This is a genomic window from Maribacter sp. R77961 (assembly GCF_044594925.1).
GTDB lineage: Bacteria > Bacteroidota > Bacteroidia > Flavobacteriales > Flavobacteriaceae > Maribacter.
Genome location: NZ_CP138991.1, coordinates 1976421 through 1996919, shown reverse-complemented (window position 1 = coordinate 1996919; position 20499 = coordinate 1976421). Strand labels below are relative to the sequence as shown.

General features: G+C 36.6%; 18 protein-coding genes. 10 read left to right on the top strand and 8 right to left on the bottom strand.

Going from position 1 to position 20499, the window contains the following annotated elements; translation table 11 throughout:
• The first annotated feature begins 141 nt into the window (after positions 1–141).
• Positions 142–552 (top strand): DUF4293 domain-containing protein, encoded by a 411-nt coding sequence (locus tag SJY09_RS08735; protein ID WP_396638568.1) that lies wholly within the window; start codon positions 142–144, stop codon positions 550–552.
• 111 nt (positions 553–663) lie between these two features.
• On the opposite strand, the gene SJY09_RS08730 is transcribed toward SJY09_RS08735, so the two are convergent.
• Positions 664–1158 (bottom strand): metallophosphoesterase family protein, encoded by a 495-nt coding sequence (locus SJY09_RS08730; protein ID WP_396638567.1) that lies wholly within the window; start codon positions 1156–1158, stop codon positions 664–666.
• Positions 1159–1253: 95 nt separating this feature from the next.
• On the opposite strand from SJY09_RS08730, the gene truA reads away from it, so the two are divergent.
• Positions 1254–2003 carry a tRNA pseudouridine(38-40) synthase TruA gene (truA, locus tag SJY09_RS08725; RefSeq protein ID WP_396638566.1) on the top strand — a complete coding sequence of 250 codons (750 nt, stop codon included), beginning with the start codon at positions 1254–1256 and terminating at the stop codon, positions 2001–2003.
• On the top strand, positions 1996–3762 hold the full coding sequence (locus SJY09_RS08720) for an ABC transporter ATP-binding protein (RefSeq protein ID WP_396638565.1): 1767 nt from the start codon (positions 1996–1998) through the stop codon (positions 3760–3762). Before truA ends, SJY09_RS08720 begins: the two co-directional genes overlap by 8 nt.
• Positions 3763–3768: 6 nt before the next feature.
• Here SJY09_RS08720 and SJY09_RS08715 read toward each other — a convergent pair whose 3' ends face one another.
• Genes SJY09_RS08715 through folP form a run of 3 tightly spaced genes read right to left on the bottom strand, consistent with a single transcriptional unit; the run spans position 3769 to position 6237 of the window.
• Positions 3769–4572, bottom strand: coding sequence for a DUF3667 domain-containing protein (locus SJY09_RS08715; protein WP_396638564.1), 804 nt, complete (start codon positions 4570–4572; stop codon positions 3769–3771).
• Entirely contained in the window at positions 4569–5357 is a 789-nt protein-coding gene (cdaA, locus tag SJY09_RS08710; RefSeq protein ID WP_396638563.1) for a diadenylate cyclase CdaA, read from the bottom strand. The genes SJY09_RS08715 and cdaA overlap by 4 nt, the downstream gene beginning before the upstream one ends.
• Positions 5358–5412: 55 nt before the next feature.
• The gene (folP, locus tag SJY09_RS08705; RefSeq protein WP_396638562.1) at positions 5413–6237 is read right to left on the bottom strand and encodes a dihydropteroate synthase; all 825 of its coding nucleotides are present in this window, start codon (positions 6235–6237) and stop codon (positions 5413–5415) included.
• Positions 6238–6339: 102 nt separating this feature from the next.
• Here folP and SJY09_RS08700 point away from each other — a divergent pair, with 102 nt between their 5' ends.
• The 7 genes from SJY09_RS08700 (at position 6340) to SJY09_RS08670 (ending at position 15259) form a co-directional block, all read left to right on the top strand.
• Positions 6340–6879: a DUF1599 domain-containing protein gene (locus SJY09_RS08700; RefSeq protein ID WP_396638561.1), complete on the top strand. Its 540-nt coding sequence runs from the start codon at positions 6340–6342 to the stop codon at positions 6877–6879.
• 15 nt (positions 6880–6894) lie between these two features.
• Entirely contained in the window at positions 6895–7992 is a 1098-nt protein-coding gene (locus SJY09_RS08695) for a BT_3928 family protein (protein ID WP_396638560.1), read from the top strand.
• A gap of 22 nt (positions 7993–8014) precedes the next feature.
• The gene (gene tpiA, locus SJY09_RS08690; protein ID WP_396638559.1) at positions 8015–8764 is read left to right on the top strand and encodes a triose-phosphate isomerase; all 750 of its coding nucleotides are present in this window, start codon (positions 8015–8017) and stop codon (positions 8762–8764) included.
• A gap of 114 nt (positions 8765–8878) precedes the next feature.
• A complete protein-coding gene (gene prmA, locus SJY09_RS08685; RefSeq protein ID WP_396638558.1) occupies positions 8879–9715 on the top strand; it encodes a 50S ribosomal protein L11 methyltransferase in 837 nt (278 codons plus the stop codon).
• Between the two features lie 22 nt (positions 9716–9737).
• Positions 9738–10013, top strand: coding sequence for an ATP-dependent Clp protease adaptor ClpS (locus SJY09_RS08680; protein WP_396638618.1), 276 nt, complete (start codon positions 9738–9740; stop codon positions 10011–10013).
• A gap of 60 nt (positions 10014–10073) precedes the next feature.
• Positions 10074–12875, top strand: a complete 2802-nt coding sequence (locus SJY09_RS08675) for a triple tyrosine motif-containing protein (protein WP_396638557.1) — start codon at positions 10074–10076, stop codon at positions 12873–12875.
• 281 nt (positions 12876–13156) lie between these two features.
• Complete coding sequence (locus tag SJY09_RS08670) at positions 13157–15259, top strand: family 16 glycosylhydrolase (protein ID WP_396638556.1); 2103 nt, start codon at positions 13157–13159, stop codon at positions 15257–15259.
• A gap of 565 nt (positions 15260–15824) precedes the next feature.
• Here SJY09_RS08670 and SJY09_RS08665 read toward each other — a convergent pair.
• The 4 genes from SJY09_RS08665 to SJY09_RS08650 form a co-directional block, all read right to left on the bottom strand.
• Positions 15825–16238: a DUF6691 family protein gene (locus tag SJY09_RS08665; protein WP_396638555.1), complete on the bottom strand. Its 414-nt coding sequence runs from the start codon at positions 16236–16238 to the stop codon at positions 15825–15827.
• A gap of 1 nt (position 16239) precedes the next feature.
• Entirely contained in the window at positions 16240–16797 is a 558-nt protein-coding gene (locus SJY09_RS08660) for a YeeE/YedE family protein (RefSeq protein WP_396638554.1), read from the bottom strand.
• 471 nt (positions 16798–17268) lie between these two features.
• Complete coding sequence (locus SJY09_RS08655) at positions 17269–17490, bottom strand: hypothetical protein (RefSeq protein WP_396638553.1); 222 nt, start codon at positions 17488–17490, stop codon at positions 17269–17271.
• A gap of 314 nt (positions 17491–17804) precedes the next feature.
• The gene (locus SJY09_RS08650) at positions 17805–20216 is read right to left on the bottom strand and encodes a spondin domain-containing protein (protein ID WP_396638552.1); all 2412 of its coding nucleotides are present in this window, start codon (positions 20214–20216) and stop codon (positions 17805–17807) included.
• Positions 20217–20499: the final 283 nt, after the last annotated feature.

Sequence of the window (20499 nt, the reverse complement as noted above, 5' to 3'; positions counted from 1 at the left end):
TAACTTGGGTATGCTTTGGAATTGATATTCCTAAAGGTAAGTGTTAAGATATAACGTGACAATAATACAAATTATTTTCATTAATTAGATGATAATTTTTAAAAAGACCTGTATTTTTGCTGTCCCAAGCATAAAAAGAATATGATTCAAAGAATACAGAGCATATATTTGGTAATAGTAGCCCTGATTATGGGTGTATTACCTTTTTTTGTGAATCTTTGGTCAGATGCAAAAGGTGTAGAAATCTATGCGCAAAATGAAATTTTTATATCCATTGCATTTTATATTTCCGGTGCTTTAGCTTTGTTAACTATATTTTTATTTAAGAATAGAAAAAACCAGTTTGTCGTGAACAGACTGAATATGATATTGAATCTTTTTTTACTAGGATTTTTCGTTTACCGATCACTAAACTTATCCGGAGAAACTTTGGTTTCTGAGAAGGGTATTGGGATGTTGATTCCAGTATTTTCTATCGTTTTTTTAGTCCTTGCAAATAGGGCTATTAAAAAGGATGAAGATCTTGTAAAATCTGTTGATCGTTTACGTTAAACCTAACATCTTAGTAGTATTAGTGCGTTAAACCCGGGGTAGTTCCCGGGTTTTTTATATCGTACGTGTTTATGCTTCTCTAGTGCCGTGGTTAGATGAAATCAAAAGCCCCTAGCGTTTGCCAAGTTCTATTATTTCTAGGTCCTTAATATCCGTCCCGTCGATAACAAAACGCAACATAGTCCTTACCTGGTGAAAACCATGCTTTCCGCAGGCGCCCGGATTCATATGAAGAACGCCAAGTTTTTTATCCCACATTACCTTTAGAATATGGGAATGGCCACATATAAATAGTTTCGGAGGGTTTGCTGTGATTTCGGACTTCGTCCTAGCATTATACTTTGGAGGATAGCCTCCTATATGGGTTATCCATACGTCCACACCTTCACAGAAAAATCTATTGTTTAGGGGAAATTCTTTTTGAATGATATGGTCATCAATATTGCCGTGAACACCTCGTATCGGCTTTAAGTTAGATAAAGTGTCCGTTACCTTTAAAGCGCCAATATCACCCGCATGCCAAATTTCATCCGATTGGGCTGCATACTTGAGAATGGCATCATCAATATGCGAATGTGTATCAGAAAGCAATAGTACTTTTGTCATGAAATTAGTTGTAAAGCATCATTCTTTAAGAATATCTAGCCAGCTTCTTACTTCGCTTTTGATATCTTTGCGTACCACAAAACTAGTATATCCTTTTGAGATATTTCATTCAATTTTCATACTTCGGCAAAAATTATCATGGTTGGCAAAAACAACCAAATGCCATTACAGTACAGATGGTCCTGGAAGAAGCCCTTTCTAAAATAATGCGTAATAAAGTAGATTTGGTAGCGGCTGGCCGCACAGATGCTGGTGTCCATGCAAAACAGATGTATGCGCATTTTGACTTTGATGAAATTAAGGATACGGCAGATTTTATCTATAGATTAAATGCCTTATTGCCAGAGGATATTGCCGTTCAAAAATGTGAAACTGTTCAACATGATGCACACGCTAGATTTCATGCCTTGGAACGTTCTTATGAATACCATATAACAAAAAATAAAGACCCTTTTCTTAAAGATTCGGCTCATTATATTCTTCAACATTTAGATTTGGATAAGATGAACGAAGCTTCGCGCATTTTAATCGGGAAAAAAGATTTTGAGTGTTTCTCTAAATCTAATACTGATGTGTATACTTATATGTGCGATGTTAAAGCGGCATTTTGGAAAATGGAAGATGATAAATTGGTATTTACTATTACGGCAGATCGTTTTCTTAGAAACATGGTTAGGGCCGTTGTTGGAACGCTTCTAAATGTAGGAACCGGTAAAATTTCTGTTGACCATGTTAATACCATCTTAAAAAGTAAGGATAGGGGTAGAGCAGGAGTTTCTGTACCGGCAAAAGGATTATATTTGACTTCTATTACCTATCCCAATACCATCTTTGATAATGGATAAAGAGTCCGGAAAAGCTTTTGATACAAAACTTTTTAAGCGCCTAATGGCACACACGCGCCCCTATAGGATTACCTTTTATGGTGTTGCTTTAGCGGCAATTTTACTTTCTGGTTTTGCAGTTTTGAGTGCAGTGCTTTTAAAGTTGATCATTGATGATGCGGTTAAGGGCAGTGATGCGGAAAAGCTTCTAAATTTGACGATTGGTATGTTGGCCGTTCTTATTGGTCAGGTAGTGAGTCAATTGTGCTTCAATTACTATGCGAATTTGTTGGGAGAATCTGTAATACGTGATGTAAGGATTAACTTGTTCCAGAAAATGCTCGGTTTCCGAATGAAGTATTTTGATAACTCTTCTTTAGGAGTACTTGTCACAAGGGCAGTTGCGGATATGCAGCGTATAGGAGAAATTTTTAGCCAAGGTTTCTTTGTTATTGTAGCGGATTTACTGAAAATGTTAGTGGCCGCTGCTGTAATGTTGTTAATAAATTGGAAACTGGCACTTATAGTTTTTGCGGTACTCCCGCTTATATTGTACGCTACCCGTTTATTTCAAAAAGCGATGAAGGTTGCTTTTACGGAGGTTAGGGCAGAGGTTTCTAATTTAAATTCTTTTGTGCAAGAGCGCATTACGGGTATGCGCATTGTGCAATTGTTTACCAGAGAGGATATTGAAAGCGAAAATTTTAGAAGAATCAATGAAAAACATAAAAATGCTTGGTTAAAAACAGTATGGTATAATTCTATCTTTTTTCCAATTGCGGAAATCGTTTCTTCCATTACGGTTGGCTTAGTTGTTTGGTATGGAGGATTACAAAACGTTGCAGGTATAACCGACGATGTGGCGGGTACGGTATTTGCCTTTATCATGTTGATAGATTTACTCTTTAGACCATTACGCCAGATAGCCGATAAGTTTAATACCCTGCAAATGGGTATGGTTGCCGCAAACAGGGTTTTTAAAATATTGGACACGGACAGCACTATTGAAGATGTTGGAATAGTGGTGAAGGATAAGGTAAAAGGCGATATTAGTTTCGACAATGTGAAATTCGGTTACCTTGAAGATGAACAGGTACTGCATGGTATTTCTTTTGAAGTAAAAGCGGGTGAAACCATTGCCATTGTGGGTGCAACCGGTGCGGGTAAGTCTACCATAATTAATTTATTGAATCGGTTCTATGAGATAAATTCCGGTGCTATACGTGTAGATGGTACGGATATCAAAGAATATAAATTGGCATCTTTGAGAAGCCATATTGCCATAGTGCTGCAAGATGTGTTTTTGTTTGCGGATACCATTGCCAATAATATCTCCCTAAAAGATAAGACCGTGACCGTCGCCCATATCGAAAGTGCGGCTAAGGCCATAGGAGTAGATGAATTTATCACTAGTCTGCCTGGAGGATATGCCTATAATGTAAAGGAACGTGGCACAATGTTATCTAGCGGACAACGGCAGTTAATAGCTTTTCTTAGGGCTTATGTAAGCAATCCGAGTATTTTGGTGCTGGACGAGGCCACATCTTCGGTAGATACCTATTCCGAGCAGTTGATTCAGAAAGCAACAGAGAAAATCACCGAGGGTAGAACATCTATTGTCATTGCGCATCGATTGGCAACTATTAAAAAAGCCGATAAAATAATAGTTATGGATGCAGGAAATATAGTGGAAATGGGTACCCATAAAGAACTTCTCAAAAAAGGCGGCTATTACAATAACCTTTACGAAGCGCAGTTCTTAGCGGAAGAAGTGGCTTAGTCTATCTTATTTGGGAGGGGCTAAATTTGCAAAAGTGTCCGTGAAAAAGGCAAGGTAAATACCGAGCAGCACAATTATAATTGCAAATACGGCACCTAAAATTATCAAGAAAAATAAAAGCTTCAAAACCGTCTGTTTCAGATTTAGTTTGAAAATCTTTTTAAACATATAACTGAAGTATAGTATTTGAAAAATACCGTTTATAGAAGCGGCATAATAAATAAGCCGGGAATTCCAGATAAATAGAATATACATTAAGTTAACGCATATAGACATTTGAGAATAACCGTAAATGTTCATCACAAAATGTTCGCTAAGATTATATTCTTTTTTATTGATAAAAACTAGTCTGGATATTAATGCCAAGAAGGGAAGCATTAAAACATAAAATAGATTTTGATATTCAAAAGTGTAGTCTTGAAACTTTTTAGCTAAATCAACACCAAACTTGTCTGATTCAGTCATTTCTTCAGCATTCATAGAGCTGAACTGATAGTCCATTGCTTCCGGAAAATACTGTTTATTTAAGAAGACGAACAGACCACCTAGCATTACTGCAATAGTAAAATAACTTATAGGGTTCAGGTATTTTTTCCGAACACCTTTGATGTAGCCAACGATGACTAAATCGGGATTTGTAAAAAGGTTTTTGAAAGTGATTAAGAAAGTGTTATCAATATTGAAGAATCGCTCTACGGCATCATACCAAAGGTTCTTTACCGTTATCCTGTTTCTAATCACTTTGGCGCCACAATCGGGGCAAAAACTATAATCCGTTCGTAAAGTATTATCACAGTTCTTACAATTCATTGAATCAAGTCCTGTTTTAGCATGTTGCCTAAATGCGTTATGGAGTCATACAATACAAACTCACCATTCTTTATATAGGAAATTAATCCAGTTTCTTCACTTACCACAATACTAAGCGCATCCGTTTTTTCGGTTATGCCTACTGCGGCTCGGTGCCGTAACCCAAAACGCAAGGGTATGTTGCGCTCATTGGATACGGGTAAAATAACGCGAGTTGCCACAATATAATTATTCACAATTACTGCCGCTCCGTCATGCAACGGGCTATTCTTGTAAAATATACTTTCTAGAATGGGTTGGGTAACCTCAATATTCATGCGGTCACCGGTATTCTTAATAAAGTCTAAGGAATTATTTCGTTCTATTACTAAAATGGCCCCAGTTTTAGTGTTCGCCATTTTTTCACAAGCCTTTAAAATAGCATCCACATCTACATTGGTAACAATACCCTCTTGTTTCAAAAACTTAAAATGCTTTATAAAGTTTCGCTTATTTGCAAAATTGGTGGAGCCGATCATTAATAGGAACTTCCGTATTTCCTGTTGAAAAACAATAATCAGAGCTATTAATCCAACCTGCATAAACGCACCGACCATACTACTGATCATTTCCATTCCTAAGAGCTCCGTAAGCTTCCAAAAAGCCCAAACGATAACAATACCGATAAAAATATTGATGGCTACCGAGCCGCGTACCAATTTGTAAATATAATAAAGGAGTACGGCTACTAAGACAATATCTAGGACATCCGTAATCTTAAAATCAATAAAATTCAAAAAATCCAAGTGGTGCCGTTTTTGTAAAATTAACAAAAATAGATGAACGAAAATGGTATAAGTTTTATGCTTCTAACTGTTCATGAAGCTTTACACATTCCATGGCCTCTTTTACATCGTGTACTCGTAATATATTGGCACCTTTGTTCAATGCTAGCATATGCAGGGCCGTAGTTCCGTTCAGTGCTTCTTCAGGAGTATTTTCCAATAGTTTATAAATCATAGATTTTCTACTTAGGCCTACTAAGACAGGATGGGCTGTCATATGAAAAAGGGCAAGCTTATTTAACAATACATAATTTTGAGCTAGGGTTTTGGCAAACCCGAACCCTGGATCAATAATAATATCTTTAATACCCCTAGCTTTTGCCGTTGCTAATCGTTCTGAAAAGAAGAACAATATATCTTTAATTAAATCCTCATATGCGGTTTGCGCTTGCATTGTTTTTGAGGTTCCCTTCATATGCATCATAATATAAGGGACTTTTAGTTCGGCAACTGTAGGAAGTAACGAATTATCTCTTAGACCTGCAGAAATATCATTGATCATGGTAGCTCCCAATGCTATACATGCTTTAGCCACGGCACCTCTGAAAGTATCTATGGATATTAGTGTATCGGGAAATTTTTTTAATATTAATTCAATAATAGGTAGTATACGTTTTAATTCTAATGATTCAGAAACGACAGGTGCGCCTGGTCTAGAACTATAGGCGCCAACATCTATAAAAGTTGCTCCTTCTACCAACATTTTTTCTACATGCTTTAGGATACCATACTCATCTTTATGTTTTCCTCCATCATAAAAAGAATCAGGTGTAATATTAAGGATACCCATTATTTTAGGTGTTGAAAGGTCTATTAAATTGCCATTGCAGTTGATGGTCATAGTTTATTTTATGATGATTTATGTCTAAATTCTAAGTTTAAACCTTCTGTTTTGATGGTTACAAAATTTTAAGCGAAATTTACACAAATTAGAAAGAATTACATGCAAAACACGGTTGCGGAGTACGACGCGGTTATAAACATATGTAAGGAGTTGTATCAAAAGAAAATGTTGGATTATGGCTGTGCTTGGCGTATTCTTAGACTGCCATCGCTTACAGATCAAATTTTTATAAAAGCACAACGCATTAGGGGTTTACAAAAAAATGAAGTACATAAAGTAGATGAAGATGAAAAATCCGAGTTTATAGGTATTATCAATTACTCCATTATGGCTTTAATTCAGTTAGAACTTGGGGTGGTTGAACAGCCCGACCTAGACCCTAAAAAGGCTATGGAGCTTTACGAGAAACATAGTGCCATTACAAAACAATTAATGCTTGATAAAAATCACGACTACGGAGAAGCGTGGCGCGACATGCGAGTAAGCTCCTTGACGGATTTGATACTTCAAAAATTATTACGCGTAAAGACTATAGAGAATAACAAGGGAAAAACCTTAGTAAGTGAAGGTATAGATGCTAATTACCAAGACATGGTCAATTATGCCGTTTTTGCCTTGATCCACTTGAAAATATCATAAAACCTGAACTGAAACATGAGATATATAGTTGGAGTAGTAAGGATTTTTGTTGGAATTCTCTTTATTATAAGTGGGTTTATAAAACTAAATGATCCGGTAGGTTTTTCTTTTAAGCTAGAGGAATATTTTAGTCAAGGCGTGCTAGATTTACCTGTTTTTGTTCCTTATGCCTTGGCGATATCCATCATTGTGGTCATCTTAGAGGTGCTCTTAGGCGTATTTTTGATTGTTGGTTTTAAGGTGAAATTTACACTTTGGAGCCTCTTGGGAATGATAGTTTTCTTTACGTTTTTAACGTTTTATTCGGCTTATTTTAATAAAGTGACCGACTGCGGTTGTTTTGGAGACGCTATAAAATTGACACCATGGGAATCTTTCACAAAAGATGTGGTGTTATTGGTGCTCATTTTATTGTTGTTTTTTGGTAAAAAGTATTTAACTCCATTGTTCAGGCCATTTTTGGGAAAAGCTTTAATAGGTTTGTCTTTACTTTTCTGTATTATTTATGTGAACCATGTTTTAAATCATTTGCCTGTAATAGATTTTAGGCCATACGAGATCGGAAAAAATATAGAGGAGGGGATGGGAGTTCCCGAAGGCGCACCTAAAGCTATTTTTGAGTATGCTTGGAAATTTAATGTCAATGGGAATGAGGAGATTTATATCACGAATGGTGAATATCCTACGGTAGAAGGAGAATTTATAGGAGTAGAAACGGAAGAGATTCAAAAAGGATATGAACCTCCAGTTCATGATTTCACTATTGAGCAGAACGGTGAAGACTTTGCCATAGCTTTACTTCAAGAGCCCAAACTGGTCATGATTGTGGCTTATGATTTACGAAAATCTGATATAGACGCTTACAAAGAAGTAAAACGTGTTACAGACGAGGCCTTAGAGAAAGGTTATAAAGTGATAGGGATGTCCGCCTCGGGACCAGATCAAACCGATGCGTTGGTTGCAGGTAATAATCTTGGATTTGAGTTTTATTTTACCGACGAGACTACATTAAAGACGATAGTCAGGTCAAACCCTGGTGCTTTGGTATTGGAAAAAGGGACCATTAAGCAAAAAGTACATTATAACGATTTAGACGAATTAGTTTTTAACTAGAAACAGAATTAAAAATATAAAAATGAGAAGTAAAATTGTAGCCGGAAATTGGAAAATGAATAAGAATCTGGATGAAACGGAAACCTTGTTATCTGCCTTGTCTGCAAAACTACCGGATACGGATGCCGAGGTAATGGTTGCACCCACTTACATTAATCTTACTGCGGCCGTACGAAACCTTGAATCATCTAAAATAGAAGTAATTGCCCAGAATATGCATTTTGCAGAAAGTGGAGCATACACAGGAGAAATCTCTGCAGATATGCTTTTAAATGTTGGTATCAACACGGCCATTATAGGCCATTCTGAAAGACGTGCTTATTTTGGTGAAACCGATGATATTTTGGCTAAAAAAGTAACCACTGCTTTAGAAAAAGGTATTAGAGTTATGTTCTGTTTTGGTGAAGAGTTAGAGGATCGTAAATCTGGCAATCATTTTAAGGTGGTTGAAGAGCAATTAAAGAATGCGCTTTTTGCCTTGGATAATGCTGCTTGGAGTAATATCATACTAGCTTATGAACCGGTTTGGGCTATTGGAACTGGTGAAACGGCATCTCCAGAGCAAGCGCAAGAAATGCACGCATTCATTCGCAAAACTATTGGTGAGGCCTTTGACAGCAGTGTAGCAAATAACGTATCTATATTATATGGAGGTAGTGTTAAGCCTGGAAATGCCGAAGAGATATTTTCTAAGCCAGATGTAGACGGGGGTCTTATTGGAGGTGCTTCCTTAGTTGCGGATGACTTTATCGCAATCGTTAAGGCTATTTAGTGTAAACTACCTCGTGGTCTATATCTTTTGGCCGTGATCAATGAAAATTTTGTGAAATATCCCGTTTAGGGAAACAGAGGGTATGTTTTCATACCCTTTTTAATGTAAGAAGAAATGGAGAATCCTAGCTATATAGAGTATAAATTTCAAGTAGCTCCTTTACAACCAGCATCTGATATTTTGATTGCTGAGCTTGGTGAGGTAGGGTTTGAAAGTTTTGTGGAGAACGAGACGGGTGTACTTGCCTACATTCAAAAGCAAGATTGGTCAATTCATATACTCGATGGTATTGGTATTATAGATAATCCCAATTTTAAAATCACTCATACCAGTCAAGAAATTGAACAGGAGAATTGGAACGCCACATGGGAAGAAAATTTTGAACCCATTTTAGTAGATGATATTTGCATGATTAGAGCTCCTTTTCATGAAAAATCTACCGCTGATTATGATATTGTTATAGAGCCCAAAATGAGTTTTGGCACTGGGCATCATGAAACCACCCATATGATGGTTCAGCACCTTTTGGAATTAGACTTAGAAGGTAGTACCGTATTGGATATGGGAAGTGGAACGGGAGTTTTGGCCATATTGTCCGCATTAAGAGGAGCAACAGTAGTTGATGCTATTGATATCGATAATTGGTGTTATTTAAACGCTAAAGAAAATGTGGAACGTAATAATGTTAATTTTATAACTGTTCATGAAGGTGATGCCAGTCTCTTAAAGCACCAGAAGTACGATTTGATAATTGCCAATATCAATAGGAATATTCTACTGGCAGATATCCCTAAATACGTTAGCTGTCTAAAGCAAGGAGCTGTGCTTTTATTAAGCGGTTTTTATTTGGATGATTTGCCTAGGGTTAATGAGAAATGTATTGAGCAAGGACTTCAATTTGAAAAAAACTTAGAAAAAAATAATTGGGTAGCAGCAAAATATGTATTTTAGAGTGATAAGAAAATTAATTGTGATGAGCACTAAAGAAAAAATTTCCGAAGAGCTACTTTTAGATGAAGATACTGTAAGGCAGAATGAAATTGTTCTCTTCAACGATGATGTGAATACTTTTGATCATGTTATTGAGACACTTATGTCCGTTTGCGAGCATACTCCAGAACAGGCAGAGCAATGCTCTTTGATAGTTCATTATAAAGGGAAGTGTACTGTTAAAACGGGTGAATATAATGATTTGGAACCACGATGTTCTCGCTTATTGCAAGCTGGTTTAAGTGCAGAACTGGTTTGAAAATTAGATTAAAGTCCTATTGTTCCTTATATTTAGCTTAACTCATCTCATAGCTAAATTTTGCGTTCTCCACTCCTTTTAATTTTTGTATTATTTTTTCATTGTGCTTTTTCACAAGAGCTTCCTCCTATACAAAACTTTACCCCTCTAGATTATAACGGAGAGAATCAGAATTGGGGTATTACTCAAGCAAAGGATAATCATATTTATGTTGCCAACAACCATAACTTGCTGGAGTATGATGGCGTTCGATGGAATATTTACAAATCACCAAATGCATCGGTTTTCCGCTCTATAGGTTCTAGGGATTCAATAATATTTACCGGACAATATTCTGAATTTGGATTTTGGAAAAGAGATATTCTTGGAAAATTGAATTATACCTCAATTTCTGAACAGCTCCAAGAACCCATGCTTGAAGATGAGGAGTTTTGGAATATTGTAACTGTGGAAGACTGGGTTTTGTTTCAATCTTTGGACAGAATTTATAGTTATAATGTTCAAACCAAACAATTTAAAATATTAGAGGCTAAATCTAATAAGGCACATATTTTCAAAGTTGAGGGAACTGTTTATTATCAAAATCAAGATAGAGGTGTATATAGGATAGAGAATGGTAAGCCTAAATTGGTCATTGATGCTTTTACTTTAGGAAACGCAGGTGTAGTTGGTCTTTATAAAACCGAAGATTACCTAACTATAGTTTTAGATAATGCTAAGATGCTTCAACTTGAGGAAGGTAGGAATTCTATATGGACCATACCTACTACAAACGAGTTACAGGGATTGAGTGTATATTGTTCTACGCGGCTAGAAGATGGTTCTTTTGTTCTTGGTACAATTTCCAAGGGAATCTTTCAGGTTAGTAGCACAGGTCAACTAATAAGAAAAATAAACCAGCGTAAAGGTCTCAATAATAATACTGTTTTAGCCTTGTTTCAAGATAAGGATGATAATCTTTGGCTAGGTCTGGATAACGGTTTAAGCGTGGTCAATTTAAATTCTCCTTTCAATGAGTTTGTTGATAATCTTGGTCGTTTGGGTTTGGTGTATACCTCAGAAGTGTTTAATAATAATCTCTATTTAGGAACAAATCAAGGTCTTTTTGTAAAACCTGAGAATAGTGAAGATGACTTTAGAATGATAGCAGGAACGGATGGCCAAGTATGGAACTTGAAAATAATAGACAGTGTATTGTTTTGTGGTCATAATAAAGGAACTTTTCTTATAAATAAGGATAGAGCAAGTTTAATTTCTAAGTTACCGGGAACATGGGACCTTAAAGTCCTTAATGAAAAACCGAAGATAATAATTCAGGGAAATTACGATGGCCTATCCACCTTGAAAAAGGAAAACGGAAATTGGGTTTTTGGAAATAAAGTCTTAGGATATGATATTTCAAGTAGATTTTTTGAAATTCTCAATAATGGAAAAATACTGGTGAACCACGAATACAAAGGATTATATGAGCTAACGATTGATTCCACTTTCAATAGAGTGATTCATTCTGAATCACACCCAATAATGGGGCATGGTTCTAGCATTTTAAAGTTTCAAAATGAGCTTATTTATACTTCATTAGATGCAACGTTCAGGAAAGCGGAGGATAGTCTACGATTTAAACCAGATACTACTCTTATTAGAATGTTGTTCAAGGAGCGAGGTGGTGTAACGAGTATTATGATACCGGACGAGAAAGTTAATAGGTTTTGGTGTTTTACAAAAAAAGGACTTACCTATGTCGCACCTAGCACCTTTAACCCTGCATTAAAAGTAAAGACGATACCAATTCCTTCTTTTTTCCGGAAAAGCCTAGGGGTCTTAGGATTTGAAAATCTTACTAGAATTAAGGATGAACAATATTTGATAGGTATTTCTAATGGCTATGTAGTGTTGGATGTGGCCAAAGTAAAAAAATCTAGTCATAATGTAAAGATCATTCAGGTAAATAGTTGGTCCGGTATAGATGAATCCACCAGAATGCCTTTATCTTCAGTGCGGCCTTTACCTTATAAAAGGAATTCAATCTCTTTTTATTTTACGGTACCTCAATACGACAAGTATAGTGAAGTTTTTTATCAGTATCGTCTAGAAGGCTTATATGACGATTGGAGTCAGTGGGATAAGACACCAGAAGTTTCTTTCAACAATTTGGAGTACGGTAGTTACGAATTTCAGGTTAGAGCTAAAGTGGGAAATTCCATATCGGAAAATACAGCTACCTATGCCTTTGAAATAATGCGGCCTTGGTACTGGTCGGGAATAGCAAAAACTATTTATCTCATCGGGCTTATAGTTGTCTTTTTTGGTGTGCACAGATTATATAAATCTTACTATTCCACTAGGCAAAAACGAATGCTGGATATTGAGAAAAAGAAATCAAAACGAAAAAAATTAAAGGCCGAAAAAGAACTGATTCAACTAAGGAACGATAAATTGAAAAGTGAGATTGAAGCAAAGAATAGGGAACTGGCGGTGGCTACTATGAGCATGATTAAAAAGAACGAATTTTTGAACGCTATAAAACAAGAGCTCACCAAGATTGAAAGTACTTCGGAAATTAAGAGTGTAATTAGAACTATTGACAAAAGTATAACGAATGAAGACGATTGGAAATTTTTTGAAAAAGCATTTAATAATGCGGATAAAGAGTTCCTACAAAAAATAAGACGTAGCCACCCTGAGCTTTCGCCAAATGATTTAAAACTTTGCGCTTACCTAAGATTAAATTTGTCCTCTAAGGAAATAGCACCCTTACTAAATATTTCTGTTCGTAGCGTTGAGGTAAAACGCTATCGATTGCGTAAGAAATTGGATTTATCTCATGAAAGCAGTCTTACCAAATACATTATGGAGTTGTAAACACTACAACAAGATTGAAAATAACCACAACATTACCCATACAATATTCTATTTTGAGGTAAGCCATTAACTTTTTGTATTCTTTTCAAAGACACGCTTTTACTTGTATAATTGCGTATATGGCAATTTTAATTCATTTTTTTTGAATTGTATGTTTTTTGTAGTGGTAGTATTTGCGAATTCTTCTATTTACTTTTTTATTTTGCAGTATTATGTTAGGGAGTCTTCCTAGTGGGTTCTTCTTAACGTAAAAATAAAAACAAAACTAAAATCAATTTCAAATGAAAAAGAATTTTGCAACTTTTATCTTTAGTATGATGAGCATAATTGCGGTTGTCGTTTCTTGTAAGAACGACGACGATATTATGTTACAGGGTACATTTCCGGAAAACTTGGTAGTTGATACTAACGTCTCAACAGACGGATCAGGTGTAGTAGAAATTACACCAAGTGCCAACAATGCGGTTACCTTTATCGTAAGTTTTGAACCAGATGCTGCTAACGTTGTAGTAGGTAGAGGCGAGACAGCTACTTACAAGTACACTATGACAGGGCAATCTAGCTACGATATCACGGTTACCGCATATAGTATTGGTGGTGGTAATATAAGTTCTACTATAACGATAGACCTTGAAGTTAGCCCACAAATAGATCCGGAAGTACTTCAGAATTTAGCAGGGGACGGTTCTAAAAGATGGGTTTGGGCACGTACAACTGGAGGACATTTCGGTGTTGGTCCTAATACAGGAGATTTTCCTGAATTTTTTAGTGCAACACCAAACTCTTTGAACCCTTGCTTATATGACGACGTCCTGGTATTCAGCTTTGATGATAATGGTACTTTGACTTATACCCTTGACCCAGGAGCGGACGGCCAAGTTTTTGTAAATTGGACAGAAGTAAACCGATTCTTCCCTGAGGCAAGTCCAGAACAATTTGTAGATGAATGTAGGGACATAAGTGCGCAGGCTAGTTTTCAAAGTGAGTTTAACGTCACAGATAATGTTGATGGTACACGCACCCTTAGCGTAGGGGATAGTTTCCTTAGTTATTGGGCGGTAATTTCCGGAGAATATCAAATCACGGAACTTACAGAAAATAAATTAACCGTAAGGGGATTAAGTCAGCCGTTTAACGGTGATGACCCTTTGGCTTGGTATAGCACTTTCGTTCCAGAAGGTGATACTAGTGGTGGTGATCCTTTGGTATCTGTTTTCTCTAATCTGGTATGGTCAGATGAATTTGATGCAGATGGTGCGCCAGACCCAGCAAATTGGACCTATGACCTAGGTAATGGTGATAACGGATGGGGAAATGGTGAGTTACAATCCTATACGGATGATGCCTCAAATGTTATTGTCGAAGAAGGTAACTTAAAGATCACTGCACGTGCTGAGGCTTCCAATGGACAGGGAATCTATTATTTTGATGATTTGCAATTATTTGATGCAGGGGGTGTAAGCCAAGGTGTCATTCAAGATTTTGAAGGTGCTGCACCAGCTTTTACCGACTTTGGCGGAGCTTTTTCTGCGGTAATAGCTAATCCTGATGCTAGTGGGGTCAATACATCCGCAACGGTTGCACAAACCACAAAACCACAAGGGTCTGAAACTTTTGCGGCATCTTTTTTCGATGTTAGTACAGCAATTGCTATACCGGCAAATCCTCAATTAAGATTAAAAACATGGTCTCCGATAGCTAATGCCGTAGTAAGGATAAAATTGGAGGATTCCACAAACGGTGAAAATTTTGTAGAAGTAGATGCCACGACGACCGTGACAGGAGCATGGGAAGAACTTACTTTTGATTTTAGTGCTGCCGGAGCTTTTAATTATGATAGGGTGGTCATCTTCTTTGATTTTGGTAACCCCGGAACTGCTGGAGCAGGTTTTTCTTCTGCTAGAATAAAAACAGAAGGATTACAAGAGTTTACTTATGGAAGAGTAGCCGCTAGAGCTAAATTACCTACCGGAGGTGGAACTTGGCCAGCCATTTGGATGCTAGGTGGTGATTATTTGACCAACCCTTGGCCAGCTGCTGGTGAAATGGACATAATGGAGCATGTGGGCAATCAGCAAGACATTGTATTTGCTTCCACACATGATCCAAATAACTTCGGCGGTAATGCAAGAACCGGTTCTACACTAGTAGAAGGTGCTTCCGATGAGTTTCACCTTTATGAAATGGAATGGACGGAAACAGAAATAAAATTTGCTGTAGATGGTATCGTATACCACACCGTAAGCAATGATGGCACGTTACCTTTCAATAAAGATTTCTTCTTTATCCTAAACGTTGCTATGGGAGGAAATTTCGGCGGCACTGTTGATCCTTCCTTTACAGAGTCTACCATGGAAATAGATTATATAAGAATGTATCAATAGCATTTTTTATTAATTAGTCATAACAAAAGGCCAGTATTAATTTACTGGCTTTTTTTATGTTATTGCAATATCTATTTATAAAAGGAAAGCTGCTTAGAATCAACGCCGCTGTGCTGCTATTGGAACTATGGATATAAGATTAAATGGATACGGCAGTTATAATTGGTTTACCTTTCTACCGTGTTAGGATAGTGCGGAAGTATTATACTTAAATAAAGTAGGTTTAGACGCAACTAAGTAATCTTGAATTCGATTTTTATGTTAGCTTTTCGATCTTGTCGTTGTACTGGTCTTTTGCTTGTATCGTCTTCGTCGTAATTTAATGTCGAATATTCAAAATAGAGTTTGTGATAGTATTCATTTAGGTAGTTCGCTAATGGAATAACTAGGTGCCACAATAAATAGGATATCATAATGCAAAGTGGTTGTTAACGCTAATGAAACAATGCCATATATTTTTAAATTGTAGATTCTTAATTGCTCCCCTAATAATGCAGCATTGAAATATAAATGAAGTTAGAACCAAGCCAAAGATTCTTAAAAATGAAGTCTTATTGGCCAGTGTTTAGTGTGGTAATCTGTTCCTAACTAATCCATAAACAAATGTACCCAGCATTGCAGCAGCAATGACAATAAGTATTGGGAATACACCAACACCTATTAAAATGTACATTGGTCCTGGGCAAGCCCCTGCCAATGCCCAACCTAAACCAAAAATTGTACCACCGAGAATATAACGGGCTACGCTTTTATTTTTTGGAGCGAGTGTTATTGGATTACCTTCAGTACTTTTTAGGTTTAACCGTTTTATTAGAAAAATCCCGATAATGCCTAACGTTACTGCGGAACCTATAATCCCATACATGTGAAAAGACTGAAATTTGAACATTTCAAAAATACGGTACCAAGAAACGGCTTCAGATTTAACAAGTACAATACCGAAGAATATACCAACAAAGAGGAATTTTAAAAATTTCATATTAAAATAATAAAGGGAGAATAAAATGTGTCATGATAAGCCCTCCTATAAAAAAACCTATTACAGCTATTAAGGAAGGTAGCTGTAGGTTGCTTAAGCCTGTAATTGCGTGTCCAGAAGTACACCCGCCAGCGTATCTGGTGCCAAAGCCGACCAAGAATCCAGCAACTATTAATATACTTAAGCCTTTAAGGGTTAAAACGGCGTCCCATCCATATATTTCATTAGGTAGCAATTTTTGGCCCGCTGCTGTAAAATTCATTTCAGCTAAGTCTGTAATAGTTTCTTGACTTAATTGAATTGCTGCACCATTAGATAAAAATTGCGTTGCAATAAAACCTCCAATGATGGCTCCAAGGACCACAGTAAGGTTCCAGCGCTGGGATTTCCAATCGAACTGAAAAAAGGATGCATATTTTCCAGCTCCGGATAGCGTGCAGAATGTTCTCAAATTGGAAGACATGCCAAAAGTCTTTCCAAAATAAATTAAAAGAAGAAGGGTTAGCGCAAGAAGTGGTCCAGATACGTACCAAGGCCAAGGTTGAAGCATGTATTTCATCGAATATTTAAATTAACATTCGGGAAAGGTCATTAAACTTTTTGAAATGACAAAATAGGGGTATTACTTTATATCGGTTTACATGACATACAAGTACATAATTATAAATGCCATAGCAAAACAAAAGAACACAAAAAAGGATAGAAAGTGCTCAAAGATAAATTGGACCACTGTATTGATCTTCTGATATATTGTTTTTGTGGGCATAATTATTAGCAACGGATTTTAATCGCTGAAAATTAAAGATCTTGCGAAATAATAATCCGCTATAAAAAACTAGATGAAAGGGTCCTTTAAAGGATGATAGGTGGCTAAATCGATGTTAAGTCGATAAGCTGTAATATATTTAGGTCAAAAGAAAAGACCCCTTATAGGTTAAGAGGTCTTATTTTATAGATTAAATGTAAATTAAATTTTACATCGTAAAAACAAAAAAGGAAATAATAAGGTGCAAAAATGGTATGCTAAGTTTTAAACTAGCGGTACACCATTTAAACGTTTTTCAATTTTCTTCTTCTTTTCCGTAACACGTTTCATTACGTCCATGAGATTAGAATCCTTATTTTCCTTATAAATCTCGTTAATACTTAATATTAATGCTTTAGCTTCTCTTGAGGCTTCCACTCTATCACTAGTGGACATGTTGCTCATTTTTCTTTTTATAAATTCCTCAGCTTTATCCAATAACTCCATCTGATGTTTTTTTTCAAAGTTAACATAAAATTCAAATTACGCAATTCTTTGTCAATTGTATCTAACTATAGTGTAATTAGATTCCTCCATTTGGCAATAATTTAACTAAAATATGATAGTATATGGACTGATGCTTCTATTTTGGGCGAAAAATTTCATGGAATATTCTAAAATTATAGTAATAAATCATTTTATAATAGTATTTCGTATTCCGCGTGGTTTATTTATTGAGTTGTAGTAACAAAGAAAAAGCCGAAAGAATTAACTTCCGACTTTCTCCAACCTAACCTAAAACACTAACTATATTATTTTGATTATTGAGCTTGTATTTCAACTCTTACAACATTATATCCACCTCTAGGATCTCCAACATAAACAACACCTGCTGGGTTATTATATGCACCTTTGCCAAATTGTACATCGGTAAGGAAAGTACCGTCACTAGGACCTACTCTTCTAATAATGTTATTGGGATCTTCGGTACCAGTATTTGCAGTACCTTGTCTTGGAGCTTGATCAGCACCAAATCCAGTAATTTGGTCAGCTTCAGTTCCTGAATCGTATAAATAAGATTTCTCACTTGCGCCGAAACCAGAAGCTGGTACACCGTTTTCATCCCATAGTGGGAAACCAGCATTGTTGTATGCGATAAACCAATCATTGGTATCTACAAACATTGTTGCGAAACCTAGTTTAAAGTCTTGTCCTTCTGGTACTGTTAATGTGAAAGTTAAACTTTCTCCTGGGCCTACAGGTGATGTCTGCTCACTAGCTGCTACTGGAATACCAAGATTAGTTAAGTAATCAAAAGCTACAGCGTTATTGCCATCTTCAGCTATTTCTTCAAGACCATTATCTGGGTTATTAACTTCACCTTGTAATACGAATGGATCTCTTTCGCCGTTAAAAGCATATGCTACTCCTGGTGAGAATACAGTACGTGTAGAACTTAAACGTAAGAACCCACTACCACCTTCTTCAGTGAAGTAATCAAATAAAGCTCCTGGATTACCATCTTCGGCAATACCTTCCAATCCAACACCTCTATCTACCTCTCCTAATGTGAACAATGGATTTGGCAATTCATGTAATACAACAATACCTGGCGTTGCAACAAAACCATTATTTGAGCTTGGCCCCTCAGCAGGGTTAGGAAGCATTGCGGCAACCGGTCTGATCGTAAAAGTAAACGTACCTGCGGAAAGACCATCAACCGAAGGAGTATAATCTAATACTGCAGTGATATAAGTATCACCTCTTCTACCTTGTCTGTCAACGATTCTTGTTGCTGTATTTGGATCAGCATCACCCACATTAGCTCCTGCAGGAGGGAATGCTTCAGGGATATTATCAGCTTCAGTACCTAAATCAAATAAGATCAATTCACTGGCAATATCAACACCATCTAAAGGCGCTCCATTTTCATCCCAAAGTGGAATACCTGCAAAATCTTCTGGAGATAAGAACCAGTCATTACTATTTCCCATCATTGTTACCGGAGTAAATTTTGTCCCTGGTACTGCTTGAAAAGAAATTTGATATTGAAGGTCCGCAGCGTTTAAAGGGCCTGGTCCTTGGGAATTTCCACCATTAAAGTCTGTTCTTTCAGCAAATGAGTGTACATTGTAATAGTTAGCAGCATTGGTAAGTGTTACCGTAAATGTAGTTGTTCTGGCAGTAGCATCATTTGATTCTCCTAAAGAAGGAATAGCTTCTTCTGCCCAATCTGTTGAAGCATCACCTTCACCATCATATTCAATACTTGCTGATTGTCCAACGCCAGGAACAAAATCACCAGCAGTCCAGATACCAGCTTGTACTGCAATATTCTCACGAGCAGCCCCAGCAGCTCCCCACTGTACAAAGTCTATCATAGCATCCGGATTAGTAAATGCTTGCATAGAATACAACCCTAATCCTTCAGAGTCATTCATTGTAAAGGAAGGTTCAACTACTAAAAACTCACCTGCCTGTAAAGAAACGTTTCCACTTACAGGTGTAAGCGTTCCTATTCTGTTATATTCTCCTGGACCTAAACATATCCAGTACGAATCTAAGTCTACTGTAACATCACCGTTATTGTAAATTTCAATTTGATTTAGGTTACCATATTGTACTTCGTTAAGAACAATAGATTCTCTCATCTCCATGGGTACGGTTAGTACATTTTCAGCTCCTATTGTAACAGTGGTTGTTTCAGCCCAATTTGATGCTCCGTTTCCTTCACCGTCAAAAACTATGCTATTATCTGCACTACCAATTACTGGAACAAATTCTCCTGCAGTCCAAATGCCCGCTGTAACAGCCACATTTTCTCTAACGGCTCCTGCAGCGCCCCATTGTACAAAATCTGCGATGTTTGCTGCATCACCAAAGCCAGAATTGTTAATATATAATCCTAAACCACCATTTTCATTTGGCATATCGTAAGAAACACTTAAATACTCTCCTACACCTAACTGAACATTACCCTCAGTTTCTAGGGCTCCTATTTGTCTATATGTACCTGGCGCAAGGCATAAAAAATAGTTTTCAAGATCTACAGTAACATCTCCATTGTTGAAAATCTCAACTCTATTTCCTAAATATTCTACTTCGTTTAATACTACAGAAGCTTCACCTACGGGAGTTTGTTCCACAGGAGGTACTTCTAGAATGGTATCATCTTCTGAGCAGGCGACTACCAGAAGTGATAATGCAAGTAATTTGATAAAATTCTTTTTCATGATAATTTGTTTTAATAATAGTTTTTAATTTCATTTATTTTGATGGGACAAATTAACCGCGAAATGAAGCGTGCATAACTACAAATGTTGGTGAAGGTGAAATTTGAGCTTTAAAACGGAATAAAAGACAACTCCTTTAATAGTAATGTTTACTTGGCTTCGCAAAGCATAGCATTATAATTGCCTAATAAACTATATTTGAAGTTTTAAAAACAATGCGTTTGCCTATCAGTAGGAACAGACGATGTAATTAGATGATAGTTTTTAAATTTTAAAGTTTAGA

Excerpts from the sequence above, each read along its gene's own strand:
- SJY09_RS08735 (WP_396638568.1), top strand. The coding sequence starts at position 142 with ATGATTCAAAGAATACAGAGCATATATTTGGTAATAGTAGCCCTGATT.
- SJY09_RS08730 (WP_396638567.1), bottom strand. The coding sequence starts at position 1,158 with ATGACAAAAGTACTATTGCTTTCTGATACACATTCGCATATTGATGAT.
- SJY09_RS08720 (WP_396638565.1), top strand. The coding sequence starts at position 1,996 with ATGGATAAAGAGTCCGGAAAAGCTTTTGATACAAAACTTTTTAAGCGC.
- SJY09_RS08715 (WP_396638564.1), bottom strand. The coding sequence starts at position 4,572 with ATGAATTGTAAGAACTGTGATAATACTTTACGAACGGATTATAGTTTT.
- folP (WP_396638562.1), bottom strand. The coding sequence starts at position 6,237 with ATGACCATCAACTGCAATGGCAATTTAATAGACCTTTCAACACCTAAA.
- SJY09_RS08700 (WP_396638561.1), top strand. The coding sequence starts at position 6,340 with ATGCAAAACACGGTTGCGGAGTACGACGCGGTTATAAACATATGTAAG.
- SJY09_RS08695 (WP_396638560.1), top strand. The coding sequence starts at position 6,895 with ATGAGATATATAGTTGGAGTAGTAAGGATTTTTGTTGGAATTCTCTTT.
- tpiA (WP_396638559.1), top strand. The coding sequence starts at position 8,015 with ATGAGAAGTAAAATTGTAGCCGGAAATTGGAAAATGAATAAGAATCTG.
- prmA (WP_396638558.1), top strand. The coding sequence starts at position 8,879 with ATGGAGAATCCTAGCTATATAGAGTATAAATTTCAAGTAGCTCCTTTA.
- SJY09_RS08680 (WP_396638618.1), top strand. The coding sequence starts at position 9,738 with ATGAGCACTAAAGAAAAAATTTCCGAAGAGCTACTTTTAGATGAAGAT.
- SJY09_RS08670 (WP_396638556.1), top strand. The coding sequence starts at position 13,157 with ATGAAAAAGAATTTTGCAACTTTTATCTTTAGTATGATGAGCATAATT.
- SJY09_RS08665 (WP_396638555.1), bottom strand. The coding sequence starts at position 16,238 with ATGAAATTTTTAAAATTCCTCTTTGTTGGTATATTCTTCGGTATTGTA.
- SJY09_RS08660 (WP_396638554.1), bottom strand. The coding sequence starts at position 16,797 with ATGAAATACATGCTTCAACCTTGGCCTTGGTACGTATCTGGACCACTT.
- SJY09_RS08655 (WP_396638553.1), bottom strand. The coding sequence starts at position 17,490 with ATGGAGTTATTGGATAAAGCTGAGGAATTTATAAAAAGAAAAATGAGC.
- SJY09_RS08650 (WP_396638552.1), bottom strand. The coding sequence starts at position 20,216 with ATGAAAAAGAATTTTATCAAATTACTTGCATTATCACTTCTGGTAGTC.